This window comes from Fibrobacter sp. UBA2449 (assembly GCF_002342555.1).
Taxonomy (GTDB): domain Bacteria; phylum Fibrobacterota; class Fibrobacteria; order Fibrobacterales; family Fibrobacteraceae; genus Fibrobacter.
In genome coordinates, this window is record NZ_DDQF01000019.1 from 60,036 (window position 1) to 76,017 (window position 15,982).

The following is a 15,982-nucleotide window of genomic DNA, read 5'->3' on the forward strand; positions in this document are numbered from 1 at the left end:
CCGGGCTTTTTCGTGTGAAAAGCGCGTTTTTACTTGACAACAAGCGAAATATTTTTATATTTGGCACGTAACCCAAAGGATGGTAGTAAATGTTGAATAAAAAGAATTTTGTTCTTATTGCAATCGGCGTTTTACTGCTCGCAATCGGATTCCTTTGCCTCGCCACCGGCCCGGCAGATAATCCGGTAAGCCTCACGGTTGCTCCTCTCATCCTGGTCGTTGCCTACGTAGTCGTGATTCCTCTCGGAATCCTCTGGACCGGCAAAAAGCAGGACAAGCAGGATTAAAATTTCGGGCGATTAGCTCAGTTGGTTCAGAGCGTCTGCCTTACAAGCAGAATGTCAGCGGTTCGAATCCGTTATCGCCCACTACCGAAAATCGGAAACGATTTGGGGTGGTAGCTCAATTTTGGTTAGAGCACCGGCCTGTCACGCCGGAGGTTGCGAGTTCAAGCCTCGTCTATCCCGCGAAAAACGTCTCTCAATAGAGAGGCGTTTTCGTTTTTATACGTTTTTACCCGATTGAGGCCAAGCCTAGATTACAGCACATATAGTGCGAGAAACGCAGTCAGCGCAGCAAACAGCAGGAACATCGGCAAGAGAATCAAGAAGCAGAGTGCGGCGACCTTCAAGTCGTAAAACCACATCTTCCACCATCCACGACGCGTCCTGCAAATTTCCTCGCGACACTCGGGGCAGATGTTCCCTACCCTGTTGCGCACGCGAATAGCCATGTTGCTCTGCAAGGGGGACATTCCCACCTTGTCATTGAATTCCTTATTGCATTTTGAACAGGTTGTCTGCATGTTCAGGAATATAGTAAAAAGTGGTCGCGAAATTAATTACAGACGCTATTTTCGCTTGATGGCTATAAGCACGGTAGACACAAGAATCAAGGCGATGCCAGCCATGATGCGCGTAGTCAGCGTTTCGGCAAACACAGTCACACCAATCGTCACGGCGGTCACGGGTTCCAAAGCGCCAAGAATTGCCGTGGGCGTGGAGCCGATGATTTTAACGGCCTTGACCATGAAGATAAGCGAAAGCACCGTCGGCACGAGGCCAAGCATAAAGCCCCAGCCCCACGAACTTGCCTGCGTAAAAAGCGGCGGGAGGCCAGAACCGAGCGTTACCGAATAAAGCAACAAGAAGAGAAGGCAGAAACAGATGGCGTAAAACGTCATCTTCACCGCCCCCATCTGCAGGTTGATGCGGTTTGCCATCACCATGTAAATCGCATACGAGAGCGAAGACGCAAAAACGAGTGCAAGCCCCACCGAGCTAAGCGCGGTACCGTCACTGCCGCGATACAGGAGCGCCACGCCAGCCATAGAGACCGCAATCGAAATGACGGTCCAGGTCTTGATTTTCTCTTTGAAGAACACCGCCATGAGCACCGAGACTTCTAGCGGATAAAGGAACAATAGCGTTGAAGCAAGCCCCGCGTCCATGTACTTGAACGAAGCATAATATGTAAGCGAACTCACCGCAAAGAGGAATCCGAACGCGACAAGCGCACCGAATTCGCGGAATGAAATTTTAAAGTGCGAGCCCTTCGCAAGAATCACCACAAAAAGGAGAAGTGCTGCCGTGAAGAAACGGTAAAAGAGAACCGTCTCCGGCGAGTAATTCTGGGCGTACAGATGCAGGGCGCCCAACGGATTCGTGCCGTAGCAAATCGCAGAAAGAGCGGCGAAGACGAAACCTTTGAAAGCGAAAATCCCCGCCTTCGCGGGGATGACTGTATGAGGAATACGGGGCATACTAAATCGCGAACTTAGTTGCGTCGGCGAGCTGAACGCTGGCGATGCGGGAAATACCCTTGATTTCCTGGGTCACACCATAGAGCATGTCGGCTTCGGCCATGGTACGCTTGTTATGCGTCACGACGATGAACAAAGTCTGCTTGCTGAATTCGCGGAGGAGCGCCATAAAGCGACCGACGTTAGCGTCATCAAGCGGACCATCCACTTCGTCCAGCACGCAGTACGGAGACGGCTTTTCCATGTAAATTGCGAACAGGAGCGCCGTTGCTGTAAGCGCGTGTTCACCGCCGGAAAGCGCCTTGATACCACGCATCTTCTTGCCGGTCGGGCGAACGTTGATTTCGATGTCAGCATCGAGAATGTCCATCGGCTTGCCGTTCTCGTCGAGCTTTTCCACGAGGCTCATCTTGGTTTCGCCGTTCAGGAACAGCTTGCTGAACACGAACTGGAAATTCTTCTGGATGCGTTCGAACGTCTCGAGGTAGCGCGTGCGGGCGATATCGTCGAGTTTGGTGATGGTGCGGTCGAGCGAGGCGCGGGCACGGTCGAGGTCGTCAAACTGCTTCTCGACTTCTTCCAGGCGCTTCTTCTCGTCTTCGTAGTCTTCCATCACGTTCACATTGATGGGGCCCAGGTCCTTGATTTTGCCTCGAAGTTCACGGATTTCGCGATCGGCCTCAGGCTGGCTATACTCCACACGTTCGACGCCTTCGGGATTAGCCAGGTCAACGGAATATTCGTTGGTGATGCGTTCCGAAAGCCTCTCGACGTTCGCCTGCAAGGCTTCCTGTCGGCGGCCCACATCGTTCAAGTCCTTCATCTTCTCGATCATGTCGTCGCGGAGGCGGTTCACCTCGGAACGCCATTCTTCGAGATCTCCCGATACGAGTTCGTACTTTTCACGGGCCAGGTCGCGCTGGCTTTCGAGTTCGCGGAGCGCCGAATCCTTCGTCTGAAGCTGGTCGGCAAAGCCTTCGATATCGGACTTGAATTTTTCCGAAGCTTCGTTGTTCTTCGCGATTTCGTCATTACGGGACTGGATGACGTTTCCGAGGAATTCAATCTGGTCGGCGATATTGCCGAGGCGGCTCGTATTCTGCGCAAGTTTCGCATTCTTGTCGAGGGCGCTCCGTTCGAGGTCGCGGACTTCCTCATCCTTTTCGCGGAACATCGTCTCCTGTTCCTGGAGTTCATCGTTCACACGGGAATATTCAGTTTCTGCACGCTCGGCGGCAACTTCGGCTGCCGACAGTTCGGCATCCGATTCCCGCGTCGCCTGGGCCTCGTCGATACGACGAGTGGCCTGCTCGCGGGCCTGCTCCAGCTGTGCGATGCGCAGCTCGCAGGTCGCCGCCGTATTCTTCTGGATAGAAATGGCGGCATCGCCTCCGAGAAGCGAATTCTGCATTTCGCGGATATCGTCGTTGAGCGAGACAAGGAGTTGCTGTTCCTCGTCCAAGGTCTCCTGCAGACGAGCAACTTCGTCCTGCTTTTGTCCAAGTTCATCCAAGGCCCCGGCGAGCGCCTTCTCGGCCTCGGCAATCTCGTTCTTGCGGCTGAGCGAGCCGGACGTGGGGGCACCAGTCGAGACAAGACCCGCCGTGCGGATGCTCGCCTCGGGAGCGACAAAGCAAAGGTCCTCACAGCCGTACTTGAGCGAAAGATTCAGGGCAGCATCAAAAGATTCGACCAGGATGTAGCGGGAAAGGACTCCATCGAGCCATGCGCGGGTCGTATCATCCGTCTTGACAAAATTCGAGACGGGACCGACAACGCCCTCCCCTTCCACCGTGCCGGCATAAGGCGGACGCGGATTGGAAACGAGAGCCATGAGAGCCTGGCCCACGTTCTGTTCGCGCAGTGCTTCGACAAGGGATTTTGCGGCAGCCGAATTTTCGACCACGACGGAATCAAGCATGTCGCCAAGGGCACTTTCGACACGGGACGCATATTCGGGAGGCGCATCCAGGCGCTCCGAAAGGAGCCCACGCGCAAGATTGGCCTTGTTTTCGGCAATCCAGCGGTTCGCATCGGACGCATCCTGCGACACGCTCTGGAGCACGTCGATCCGAGACTGGAGCCTCGCCTCGTCGTTCTTGAGTTCGGCGATACGGGCCTGTAAACCTTGCAGGTCGGCCTTGAGCGACTCGATGCGTTCTTCTCGCACGGAGCGCTGCTCTTCGAGAGACGTTATAGCCGAACGGGATTCGTCCATGCCCTGCTGGATATCGCGGGCAGCCGACTCGGCTTCGGATCTCTTTGCATATAAACTTTCGAGTTCGGCGTTGTAGCCTTCGACGTTCGAACGCAGCATATCGGTTTCGGCATCCGCGCGTTCAAAACGGCCGCGCAGCGCGTTCACGGCATTTGCCGTCTGCAGGCGCTCGTTGGAAAGTTCCCTGGAGCGCGTGCGCAAGTCATCGAGGCGGTCGCGCATCACCTGGAGCGCTTCGCGTTCGCGTTCCAGGAGGGAATTCATCTCGTCCATCTCGCTGTCGTTTCCGAGCACCGCGTTTTCTTCTTCCAGGCGTTCACGTTCGCGGATGAGTTCATCGACCTTCGAGTTGCTGCGGGTAATTTCTTCCTGCGCCTTCTCGTTCGCGGCCTCCATGGCCGAAATGGAATCGCGCAAGCGCACAATGTCGTTGTTCAGGTTATTGAGTTCGATGGTCGCCGCCTGGACCTGTCGTTCCAGTTCGCGGTAGGCGTTCTCGTCTTCGCTGATATCGAGCTTCTTTTCCTCGATTTTCGTCTGGAGTTCGGTCGCCTTCGTCTTGGATGACTCGACCTCGTGCTCCATGCGGCGGGCCGACGTATTCAGGGTCTCGAGACCTTCCTTAAAATCTTCGAATTTATCGAGGCTAACCGAGAGGTCCAGTTCGCGAAGGCGCTTGTTGAGTTTCTTGTATTCCTCGACCTTTTCCGCTTGGGTCTCGTACTGGCGTACGGAACGGCGGGTAGAGCGCAGGTTGTCTTCCACGCGCTCCATGTCCATCTGCACGCGTTCGAGCTGGCGCACGGCCTCCTTCCTCTGCTGGCGGTACTTGCTCACGCCCGCAGCCTCTTCGAACAGCACGCGGCGGTCGTCCGCCTTATCGCTAAGCACCGACTTGATCATGTCGGCGTTCATCTGCGAATAGGTACTCGAACCGAGACCGGAGTCGAATAGCAGCGCATGGACATCGCGCAGGCGGCATTCCTGGTTGTTGATGAGGTATTCGCCCGACCCGTCGCGGTGGACGCGGCGTGTGACGATTACTTCGGAATATTCCGAAGCGAGGGTACCGTCGCTGTTGTCGATGACGATGGAAACCTCGGCAAGGCTCATCGCGGCACGTTCCTCGGTACCGCTGAAAATCACGTCCTGCATCTTGCTCATGCGCAAGAGGGCAGCCTTCTGTTCGCCCAGAACCCAACGGATGGCGTCGGTAATGTTAGACTTGCCGCAACCGTTCGGACCAACCACGGCGGTAAGTCCCTTCGTCGGGAAGTTAATTTCCGTCCTCTGGGCAAAGGACTTGAATCCAAAAATCTTTAGCTTTGTAATCTGCACTTCAAGCTGAAAGATAGTTAAAAAACAGTTTTTGGGGCAATTATGCTCCTAGAATGGCGCTTCTTATCCCCTCCTTGGGCTCCGTCAGTTTTTAATGCAGCGGACTGTATAAAACGGGTCATACCCGGCTTCATCCTCGACCGCAATGATTCCATTTCCCGATGCGCTTTTTCCTACATCCATCAGATACCAATTTTCATTCGGGGTCGACGCGTCGTAAACCCACAGATTGGTATAGTTTCCCTTTCCCTTAAATCCGACAGAGCCGGTTTGGCGTTGATACACACCGGCTCCTACAAGGGACATGCCCGTAGAATTGTTGCCTCTATGGTCTGCAGCCCACCCATAGGACGAATTCAGACTACTAGCCTGATTCGCGTTCAAGTTCGCCAGTTGTTCAGCCTCGCTTTTCGAGGGAATATGCCACCCGTCGGGGCAGACGCCCTGAACATTGCCAGACATCGAGGGGCACGTTCCGTTATAACATGTGCACCGACTGTCGTTCAGTGCAGCCTCCCTGCTGTACAGGCGCCCGAAGGCTACGCATTCGCTCGGGTCATCATCATAGCAGCGGTTGTTCCCCTTCAGGATGGGGAGTTTCGAAGAATCCGCAAAGTTCAGGTTTTCCGCCATCCAGGTACGCCCCGCTATATTCAACGTCCTGTACGTCTGTCCATCGCGCGAGTCCGTCATTTCGCCATAGCTTACCGCCGAATTGAAAAGCACGGTCTTATCAAACGAACTCGAAGATTCTTCGCTCGAGGAACTTTCGACGTTCGACGAATTCCCGCTACTTGACGATTTTGTACTGCCCGAAGAAGCGGGTTCGGCACCAGCACCCTTCACGCAACGCACCGAAATGTACACCGTCTCTTTCGAATTTTCCGTCAAATACATCTTGTCCTCGACACCCGAAAATACCAGATAGTTTTGGACAACCCCGGTGGAATAATACCAGAGCGCAGCAAACCTGCCCTGATTTACATAGTTCTTGTCGGCCCTGACTCCGGAGCCCACCAGAGAAAAACCTGATTCATTCGCACCGACTTCCCTATCAACCCATCCGTCCACTGACCGCAAGGTCTTCCTGTTGCCCAAAGTGAAGTCCATCAAATCGTCGACTTCTTCTTCTGACGGAATATGCCACCCGTCTGGACACACGCCCCTATTCAAGCCATCATATAAGCTACACGACTTTCCATAACCGCAAGTGGTGCTGTTCATAGCTGCGGCGCGGTCATACAGCCTTCCATACAGTTCGCAGTTGGCGGTGAGTCCGCCGTAACAGTAGGAATAGCTCTTCGGGAGCGGCCAGTCGCTGTTTCCTGCAAAGTTCAGGTTTTCCGCCATCCATGTAGTACCATTTATTTCGACGGTCTTGTACACCTGCCCATCGCGACTATCCTTCAGAGTTCCGTAAGTGACATCCGGGTTGAAGAAGTTGTCCTTGGACGCAGAAGAAACCACAGAGCTGCTAGATGACTTCGCGCTACTCGACGAGACACTCGAAGATGAAACGCTCGAAGATGACACTCTTGAAGAAGAAGACAAGGCTACTTTCAACGTGTCATCCGATATACAGCGAACCGAGACGAAAATATTGCTCGAATAACCGGAATGTATAATAACATCATTATCCGACGGCCCGCGGAAAATCAGGTATCTCATATCCGACCCTTTTATATAGGCCCAAACGTATCCTGTCTTTCCGGGGCTTTCAAATCTATCATCCCCGAAATCAAGACACCCCGATGCCGGCATCGAAAAGCCCGAGGTATTAACCCCTTCTTTATAAGAGGACCAACCCTTTGCAGAGCGGACGTCACCAAGTTCATCGCCAAAAGCGTTTACTAGAGCCAAGGCCTCGGCGTTAGATGGAATGTGCCATCCCTTGGGGCATACACCGCGAACCAAGGTATCCCCTATATCGCAGGAGACTCCAAACATGCAGGAGACATTGTCCATGGCAGCTTCACGTGAATACAATCGGCCCAGCAAGGCGCAGTTGTCATCATCGAAATTAAGGCATGCCGAACGTTCGAGCACAAGCGGATAATCGTCGTTGCCTGCAAAATTGAGGTTTTCAGCCATCCAGACCCTGTTTCCAACGATTACGGTCCTATAGACCTGGCCGTCGCGTTCATCCAACATTGTTCCGTATTCGACGTCCGGGTTGAGCAGTTCGTCCTTGGTGGTCAGGGTAAAGGGGATAGACGCCAGGCCGATATGGTCTTCACTAAAAGTCCAGGTGGTATCAAAATAATAACTGGAAGAGCTGTAGCGAGAACTGCTGGAGTAGCTAGAGGAACTGTACAGCGAACTGCTGGATGAGTAACGGCTCGACGAGAAACCGTCGCTATCGGAAGATTCTTCCTCGCTGTTGGACGATTCGGCTCGGACAAATTCATGACCCTTCGCCGTAAGAGTGTCCGACTCGCCCGCCCACAGGTAGACGGAATCCCGTTCGTCGAAAATACACTCGTAGCGGTCCTTGTCGCGTCCGACAACCGCATCGCGGCCTTCGCGCATCTCGTTGCAAGGGTATTCCGCAAATTCGTTTGTTTTTACAAACGCGTAGTCATAGCCGCGGTTTTTGGCGACCGGAGAGAAACTCTCGTCGTCACCGCATCCGGCAATAAGGGCTGCAGAAGCCAGACTCGCCACCAAAAGCGCCTGGATACCGCGCCGGGCACATCTTTTTTCCATAATTCCTCCTATTTTCCCACGACACCACCTGTCATAAATATAAAAAAACGCAGCTACACCTCCAAATTGTGTATATTTCAGGCATGGGAAAAGCGCAAAAAAACATCCAGACCATCCAGCACCGCAACATGTGGGGCGAATGGACCTTCACGTTCGAAGGGAACACCCTCTGCGGGCTGCGCTTTTCGGGCTCGGGCGAATCGTCAATTGTCCCGAGTTCGGTCAAGGCCTGCGCCTACGCGACAGCCGATACCGACATCCCGCTGAAGCGTTCCACCGCGAAAGCCTACAACAATGTTGTCAAGGAACTGAACCAATACCTCGCCGGGAAGATTACCGAATTCACCGTCCCCATCGCCATCCACGGCACCGAATTTCAAGTAAGCGTCCTCGAGGCCACCCGCAAGATTCCCTACGGCAAGACGTGGACGTACAAGCAGGTCGCCGAAGCCATCGGGCACCCGAACGCAGAACGCGCTGTCGGGAACACGCTGCACAACAACCCGCTCCAGGTCATCATCCCCTGCCACCGCGTAGTGACGAGCAAGGGAAAAATCGGCGGTTATGCGCTCGGCACCGATTTGAAAAGGCGCCTCCTGTGCATGGAAGGCGCCATTCAGAACGAACTCGAACTGGAATAAGACTTACTTGTGGGCTCGCTTCGCGAGCCACAGTGCTGCGGTTCGGTCATGAGCAAGCGAGCTTGCTCACGACACTCACCTTGCTATTTGTTCTTATTCACGATAAGCGTTTTCGCCTTGAAGGTCTTCTTGTCGATCCACTTGACCATCAGAGAGACCTTGTTGTCCTTGTTCAGGGCGGCCCAGTATTTTTTGAGCGTATCTTCGGCGTTGTCGAAAATCGGCATCAGTTTCGGGAAACCGTTGAAGCTAGGAATCGGGCTACCGTCGGTTTCGTAGGTGCTGATGAAGTGGCCGAGACCCGGCAGGGCCTTCTCGTATTCGAACGTCATGCGCTCGCAACCGGCTTCTTCGCTGTTGCCCCTGCTCTTGAGGATGGAGAGCTTGTACACGGCGGGGCTTGCGTTCTTGTAATGGATGCCGGAGATGCGCGGCGTGAAGTTCGGGGCATCATCTTCGTACTGGCGCGTGCGGAGAGCGCTTTCGAAGGTGCCGCCGAGCTTGATGGCGTCGTAAATCGTGTCGGTCTGGTCGCCGTTGGTGATAATCTGGACGTCGGCCGTGTAGCGTGCCGGGTAGTAGATAATCAGGTGCGGGTCCGTGAGCTTGGATTCGTCGAAGGCCTTCGTCTTCATGAAGCCGGTCTTGGGTTCAATTTCGAACACGCGGTTGCGGCTGTTGACGCTACGGCCCATGATCCAGTACACCTGCACGTAGGACTTGCCGTCGGCGCTTTCGCCGAGGATAATTCCGCGTCCGGGATAGGGGTTGTTGGAGAGGGCCTTGAAATTCTGTTTTGCTTCGTCTGTGTATTTCATGGTGCAAAATTTAGCAAAAAAGGGGATTTCGAACAGGCCTCCACCATCGGTTCGGTTTCAGAAGTTCTATTTTTCAAGGCATGAGGATTTCGACCAAAGGACGCTACGCACTCCGCGTGATGATAGACCTGGCCCGTAATGGCAAGGATACATACACCAAGCTACAGGAACTTTCTGCACGAGAGCAAATTTCGGAAAAATACCTCGAAGGCATACTCGGGACGCTTGTGCGCGGGAAACTCCTCGAAGGCGCCCGTGGCAAAGGCGGTGGATACCGATTGAAGGTGGATCCCAGAGAATGCAGCGTCTGGCGCATCCTTTCGCTCATGGAGAATTCCGTTGCGCCTGTTTCTTGCCTCGACACCAAGATAAACCTCTGCCCTCGCGCCAAGACATGCGTCACCCTCCCGGTCTGGACGGAGCTCGATACAATGATCCGCGACTACCTGGACGGCGTAAAGCTCGACCAGTTCACTCGCAACACGCCCAATTCCGAAGGCAAGATTCCCGAAGACAAGAACTGGAACTGCGGATTATAGGGAAAATTTATAATTACCCCTTTCCATCGTTCGAAAATTTTCTATATTTCCTATCAAATTAGTAGGAATTTATGACTTTACAACAGCTCCGTTACGCCATCGCCATCGCAGAAACAGGCTCCTTCAACAAGGCCGCCGAAAAACTCTATATCTCGCAGCCGTCACTCACTGCCGCCATCCGCGACCTGGAAGACGAACTGAATATCCTCATATTCAACCGCACGAGCCGCGGTGTCAAGCTCACGAGCGAGGGCGAGGACTTCATCTCGTATGCGCGGGAACTCTACCACCATTATGAAACCGTGCTCGAGAAGTACGGCAAGATTGGCAAGCGCAAGAAGAAGTTCGGCGTGTCTACGCAGCATTACTCCTTCGCTGTCAAGAGCTTTGTCGAGACTGTTAAGTTGTTTGATACCGAGAAATACGAGTTCGCCATCCGCGAAACGCGCACCAAGGAAGTCATCGAGGACGTGGCCTCGTTCAAAAGCGATATCGGAATCCTCTACCTGAGCGATTTCAACCGCAAGATCATTACGAACCTGCTGAACGCCCGCGACCTTGCGTTCCACAAGCTTATCGACTGCAAGGCGTATGTTTACCTGTGGAAGGGCCACCCGCTTGCAAAAAACAAGTTCATTACGCTTGATGAACTTGCGGAATATCCGTGCCTCTCCTTCGAGCAGGGCGACAACAGCTCGTTCTACTTTGCCGAAGAAATTTTAAGTACAAACGAATACAAGCGCACTATCAAGGCAAACGACCGCGCCACCATGCTCAACCTGATGATTGGCCTCAACGGCTACACGCTCTGCTCCGGAATCATCTGCGAAGAACTGAACGGCTCAGACTACCTAGCCGTCCCGTTCAAGGACAAGAGCGAGGAAGCCCACCGTGTCATGGAAATCGGCTACATTGCAAAGCGCAACATGCTGCTCGGGCTTGTGGGCGAGCGCTACGTCGAGGAACTGCAGAAATACCTCTCAAACTGCGCCTCCGTTTAAGATATTTTCTCCTTTTCTTTTCCATTTTTTCTACATTTTCCCGCGAAAATTTAAGCAGGCACGGGGGTTGCGCTCGTCGCAAGTTCCATGCTATAAAGGATTGAAAGATGAAAGTTTCTTTGAATTGGCTCAGACGTCACGTTGATCTTCCGGAATCTGCGGAAGAAGTTGCAAAGGCCCTCACCTCCATCGGCCTCGAAGTCGAGGGCATGGAAGAACCGGGCAAAGTCTATGAAAAGCTCGTGGTGGCGAAGGTCCTCACCTGCGAAGCCCACCCGGACAGCGACCACCTGCACATCACCACCGTGAACGACGGCAAGGAAACGCTCCAGGTCGTGTGTGGCGCCCCGAACGTAGCCGCAGGCCAGACCGTGGTGCTCGCCCCCATTGGCGCAGAACTCCCTCTCCCCGACGGCGGCACGCTCAAGATGAAGAAGTCCAAGATCCGCGGCGTGGAAAGTTTCGGCATGATTTGCGCCGAAGACGAAATCGGCCTTAGCGACGACCACGCCGGCATCATGGTCCTGGACGACAGCATTCCGGCAGGTACCCCGTTCGTGAGCCTCGGCCTCTACGATGTTTGCTTCGAACTGAACGTGACCCCGAACCGCCCGGACGCTTTGAGCCACCGCGGTGTGGCCCGCGAACTGGCCGCGAAGTTCAACCGCCCGCTAAAGCCGCTCGCCTACACCTTGAACGAGGACGCCGAACCGGCAAGTTCCGCCATTAGCCTCGAAGTGGTTCCCGGCTGCGGCTGCTCCCGCTACGTGGGTCGCGTCATCAAGGACGTGAAGGTCGAAAAGTCTCCGGCTTGGCTCGCGAAGCTTTTGCACGCCGTTGGCATGAACAGCATCAACAACGTCGTCGATATCACGAACTTCATTTTGATGGACGTGGGCCAGCCGCTCCACAGCTTCGACATGGACCAGCTCCACGGCAACAAGATCAAGGTGCGCCGCGCCGTGAAGGGCGAAAAGATTGAAACGATTGACCACACCGCTCACGAACTCGTCGAAAACGACCTCGTGATTTGCGACGGCGACCGTCCGGCCTGCGTTGCCGGCGTGATGGGCGGCGTCGAATCCGAAATCGTTGATGCCACCAAGAACGTGTTCCTCGAGAGCGCCTGGTTCAACCCGACGGTGGTCCGCAAGCAGGCGAAGCGCCTCTGCATCTCGACCGACTCCAGCTACCGCTTTGAACGCGAAATCGACTTCGCGACCCAGGACGAATACAGCAAGTACGCCTGCGCCCTCATCCAGGAAGTCGCGGGTGGCCGTATTCTCAAGGGCACTGTCGAATACACCGGCGACGACCACAAGAAGGAATGCAACGTGGTCACGCTCCGCATCGCGCAGGCCGAACGTGTTATCGGCATGAAGCTCGATATGGCCCAGGTGGAAAAGTTCCTCACGGGCATCGCCCTCGAAGTCGTCTCCAAGACGGCAGACTCCATCACGTTCAAGATTCCGAGCTTCCGCCCCGACCTCGAACGCGAAGTGGACCTCATCGAAGAAGTCGCCCGCCTCGTCGGGTTCGACAACATCCCGTACACGCTGCCCTCCTTCAAGATGCAGCCGAACGAGCTCCCGCCGATTGAAGTTCTGAACAGGAAGATTCGCAAGACGCTCTCCGCAATGGGCCTACATGAATGCCTGAGCCTGCGCTTCACGAGCAAGGCCCGCACCGAGGCCCTCTTCGGCCCCGAAAGCGACGACCGCCGCAGCAAGCCCGCACTGCTCCTGAACCCGCTTTCCGAAGAACTCGGCGCAGTCCCGACTTCACTCCTCCCCAACCTCCTCAAGAGCGTTGCCGAGAACGAGAAGAACCGCCCCGGTTCCGTGCGCCTGTTCGAAGTGGCCAAGGGCCAGTTCAAGCGCGACCGCAAGGACGTGCGCGACCCGGGCTTCGACGAATCGAACCTCGTCGCCCTCACGATTGCAGGCAACTTCGATACAAACCCGCTCAACGACAAGCCCGCCCAGATTGACTTTGCCGCGTTCAAGGGATTCGTGCAGAGCTTCCTCAAGCGCGTTGGCCTCGTGGTGGAATTCCGCGTGCCCGCCAAGCCTGAAATTTTCCTGCACCCGGGCAAGCAGACCGAAATCCTCGCCGACGGCGTGGTGCTCGGCACCATGGGCGAACTCCACCCCTCCGTGATGGCCGCGAACGACATCAGCTACACCACCTACGTGATGGAACTCGACATGGACAAGATGGAACACGCCACCCACAAGAAAATCGTGTTCGAAGCCTTCAGCCGCCAGGTGCCGTCTAGCCGCGACATCTCGCTCGAAGTGGCGAAGTCCATGACCCACGAGGACATCGTCGCCCGCATCAAGGGGCTCAACCCCAAGAACCTCGCGAAGATTACCCTCAAGAGCATCTACGAAGGTGACAAGATCGAAGCCGGCAAGAAGAACATGGTCTACAGCCTCACCTACCAGGCCATGGACCGCACGCTCACCGACGACGAAGTCAACAAGGCCCACAACAAGCTGCGTGACAAGCTCGTCGCGAACGGCGACATCGTGCTCCGCTAAACCGCGCCTATATAAAGATTAAAACCGCTGAGGCATCCTCGGCGGTTTTCTTTTTAGTCCTTGACGCAACGGACTGATTGCCAAGGCGCACCATAGGCGTTGGTCATACGTGCATAGTCAAAGCCGTAGCTCAGCTCCACATTGTACGCATATTTGTAATCGTCCGGATTAGAAGTCCAAAAGGACGCAGCTCCACCCTCTTTTGTGTAATCTCCACTGGAATACCTGAAACCTGCCGGTAAAGCACAAAACCCGTAGGCATCAGTGCCACTATCGAGTGCATAACTGAATAAATCTTCGGTTAGCCAATCGGTCTCGGACCTGAGTTTCTTGCACACCCCATCCCATATCCATTCGCGTTCAGAATTTCTACTTCCACCCACAGCCGTGAAAAGGGCAGCCCATTCCGTGGTATCCGGCAAATGCCAACCTTGCGGGCATATTCCTTGTACCGGATATATTGGCGAACAAGGAGGATTACTCCCACATCCCACGCCATTCGTAGACCACGTTCCCGCACTATCCATTGCAATACTCCACGAGTACAGGCGACCATACTTGGCGCAGGAGTCCGCAGAGTTTGTATAGCAAAAACTGGAGTCTGTTACGAAATTGAGGTTCTCGGCCATCCATTCCTGGTCACCGATTTTTACGGTCTTGTAAACCTGACCATCGCGTTCGTCCTTCACCGTGCCGTACTCGCAATTATCCACATTTCCCATCTTGCAGGGTTTCACGGGAGCATCGAAATCCTCTGTGCTGCCGTTCGAATTCGGCGTGACACTGGATGAAGACATTCTCCCATCGGGACGGGTCGCAAAGTCGCTGTCGTCGTCACCGCAAGCAACAAGAATCGCGGCACAAGCCAACAGAACACCAAAATATCGTTTCATAATTCCTCCTATGCTTTTCTCGTAAAAATAATTTTTTTGACAGATTCTTTCAGCAAATTCCGCTAGCCTGTGATTAATCCTTCACGCAACGGATCGGAATGGCGAACTTGTACTTTTCGTTGATTCCCAGGTTCGTCGACCCGGTAGCAGCCTTCCCATCGTACATAATAAACATCCAGGCATATTCTTCGGCATAGTCAAGCGACCAGAAATAGCCCTCCTCGCCAACTTTTTTGAATTCATCCGTATCGAAAAGGTAATAGCCGCCCGGCAGCAGCGAAAAACCGTAAGCATCGATACCATATTCCCAAAGGTAAGCGCTTCTGAGCGTAATGGAACCATAAGGCCACTCATCGTCCGACCCAACGACAGCTACATGAGGCGTTCCCGTTGCCGCCACATCTTCAAGGATATGTATTTCCGAAGATGACGGCAAATGCCAACCGTCCATGCAAAGCCCCTGGATATGGGTCAAGTCACGGCAGTCAGTCCCGTTGCCGCATTCCCGCGGATTTTCGGGATCGTTCGCCAGGGCGACCGAGTCGATGGCCGCGCCCCACGTATAGAGCCTACCATACTTTATACAGCTGTCCGGTTCATTGTCGTAGCACCAGTTCTTCCCGAGCAGGCTCGGAGTCAAATCGCTATCCGCATAGCCCAGGTTTTCCGCCATCCAAACAAGGGAATCGATGGCTATCGTCTTATACACCTGCCCGTCGCGTTCGTCCACGACCTCGCCATAAGAAAGTTCAGGGTTCAGGTAGCGCCACGAGAACTTTCCGTCGAGGCGCCCGTTACCCATTTCGTTGAGGGAAAGTCCCAGGGCTTCCGCACAACGGCTCTTCAGCTCCGTAGCCGTACTGTCCATAAACTCTTCCGCCGTTTTGTTCGGCATGATTTCCTGGGTACAGATCAAGTGGAGTTCATTGCACGCAAGCCCGAGCTGATCCTCGACCGATCCCTTTGCATTTTCACAGCGTTCCACGAAGGAAAGGGAATCCGCCTTGCAACCGGCAGCCGGATTGTCCATATCATAGGTCTTGTCAAGACGGTCTACGACAATTGCCATCATGGAATCGCGCTGCAAAAGCTGCGTAAAGAGTTCCCTGGCAGAATCAAGGTCCACCACAAGCCGGACGCCGTTTTCATCTTCATAGACATTCACGGTGCAGACGGCAGAGTCGGCCCCCATATCGGTATAGTTAAAGTATGGCTTCGGAGCTCTCAAGAAAACAACATTGTACCACGAAACGGACGAATCCCCTTCGAGCACGACCTTTTCCGAATCGGCGGATTGTTCCGGCTCCCAGGTTTTCAGGAGTTTGAGATAAGCAACGGTATCCTTGATAATCTGGGCATTCTCTTCTTCGGTCGTGCCATGCGCAAGAAACTTGTCGTTTTCGGAACAGGCCAAGACAATGGACAAAAGGAGCAAAAACGGGGAAAGCCACAGGAGAAATACAGGAACGAACTTGCGCATATATGGACAAATATAAAAAAGGTTGCCTACTGCACAAATTGTC

The 15,982-nt window shown here is 54.2% G+C and carries 12 protein-coding genes and 2 tRNA genes; 7 read left to right on the plus strand and 7 right to left on the minus strand.

Annotated elements, in window-relative coordinates; translation table 11 throughout:
- Positions 1-89: 89 nt before the first annotated feature.
- The 3 genes from B4B27_RS11720 (at position 90) to B4B27_RS11730 (ending at position 467) form a co-directional block, all read left to right on the plus strand.
- Positions 90-287 carry a hypothetical protein gene (locus tag B4B27_RS11720; protein WP_173380743.1) on the plus strand — a complete coding sequence of 66 codons (198 nt, stop codon included), beginning with the start codon at positions 90-92 and terminating at the stop codon, positions 285-287.
- 6 nt (positions 288-293) lie between these two features.
- Positions 294-368: transfer RNA gene (locus B4B27_RS11725), tRNA-Val, on the plus strand.
- Between the two features lie 23 nt (positions 369-391).
- Positions 392-467: transfer RNA gene (locus tag B4B27_RS11730), tRNA-Asp, on the plus strand.
- A gap of 71 nt (positions 468-538) precedes the next feature.
- On the opposite strand, the gene B4B27_RS11735 is transcribed toward B4B27_RS11730, so the two are convergent.
- The 4 genes from B4B27_RS11735 to B4B27_RS11750 all read right to left on the minus strand — a co-directional run bounded on the left by B4B27_RS11735 (position 539) and on the right by B4B27_RS11750 (position 8,024).
- Positions 539-805, minus strand: a complete 267-nt coding sequence (locus B4B27_RS11735) for a hypothetical protein (RefSeq protein WP_173380742.1) — start codon at positions 803-805, stop codon at positions 539-541.
- Between the two features lie 45 nt (positions 806-850).
- Positions 851-1,762, minus strand: coding sequence for a DMT family transporter (locus B4B27_RS11740; RefSeq protein WP_290726709.1), 912 nt, complete (start codon positions 1,760-1,762; stop codon positions 851-853).
- A 1-nt stretch (position 1,763) separates the two neighbouring features.
- On the minus strand, positions 1,764-5,318 hold the full coding sequence (gene smc, locus B4B27_RS11745) for a chromosome segregation protein SMC (RefSeq protein ID WP_290726711.1): 3,555 nt from the start codon (positions 5,316-5,318) through the stop codon (positions 1,764-1,766).
- 84 nt (positions 5,319-5,402) lie between these two features.
- Positions 5,403-8,024: an FISUMP domain-containing protein gene (locus B4B27_RS11750; protein ID WP_290726714.1), complete on the minus strand. Its 2,622-nt coding sequence runs from the start codon at positions 8,022-8,024 to the stop codon at positions 5,403-5,405.
- Positions 8,025-8,107: 83 nt separating this feature from the next.
- Here B4B27_RS11750 and B4B27_RS11755 point away from each other — a divergent pair, with 83 nt between their 5' ends.
- Complete coding sequence (locus B4B27_RS11755; protein ID WP_173380738.1) at positions 8,108-8,665, plus strand: methylated-DNA--[protein]-cysteine S-methyltransferase; 558 nt, start codon at positions 8,108-8,110, stop codon at positions 8,663-8,665.
- A gap of 83 nt (positions 8,666-8,748) precedes the next feature.
- Here B4B27_RS11755 and B4B27_RS11760 read toward each other — a convergent pair whose 3' ends face one another.
- A complete protein-coding gene (locus B4B27_RS11760; protein WP_290726717.1) occupies positions 8,749-9,483 on the minus strand; it encodes an IMP cyclohydrolase in 735 nt (244 codons plus the stop codon).
- Between the two features lie 80 nt (positions 9,484-9,563).
- Here B4B27_RS11760 and B4B27_RS11765 point away from each other — a divergent pair, with 80 nt between their 5' ends.
- From B4B27_RS11765 to pheT, 3 genes are all read left to right on the plus strand, one after another.
- Entirely contained in the window at positions 9,564-10,022 is a 459-nt protein-coding gene (locus B4B27_RS11765) for an RrF2 family transcriptional regulator (protein ID WP_173380736.1), read from the plus strand.
- A gap of 71 nt (positions 10,023-10,093) precedes the next feature.
- Complete coding sequence (locus tag B4B27_RS11770) at positions 10,094-11,023, plus strand: LysR family transcriptional regulator (RefSeq protein ID WP_290726720.1); 930 nt, start codon at positions 10,094-10,096, stop codon at positions 11,021-11,023.
- A gap of 107 nt (positions 11,024-11,130) precedes the next feature.
- Positions 11,131-13,566 (plus strand): phenylalanine--tRNA ligase subunit beta, encoded by a 2,436-nt coding sequence (gene pheT, locus B4B27_RS11775; RefSeq protein ID WP_290726722.1) that lies wholly within the window; start codon positions 11,131-11,133, stop codon positions 13,564-13,566.
- A 53-nt stretch (positions 13,567-13,619) separates the two neighbouring features.
- Here the strand turns inward: pheT and B4B27_RS11780 are convergent, their stop codons facing one another.
- Complete coding sequence (locus B4B27_RS11780) at positions 13,620-14,459, minus strand: fibrobacter succinogenes major paralogous domain-containing protein (RefSeq protein WP_290726724.1); 840 nt, start codon at positions 14,457-14,459, stop codon at positions 13,620-13,622.
- 73 nt (positions 14,460-14,532) lie between these two features.
- Positions 14,533-15,939, minus strand: coding sequence for an FISUMP domain-containing protein (locus B4B27_RS11785; RefSeq protein ID WP_290726726.1), 1,407 nt, complete (start codon positions 15,937-15,939; stop codon positions 14,533-14,535).
- Between the last annotated feature and the right edge of the window lie 43 nt (positions 15,940-15,982).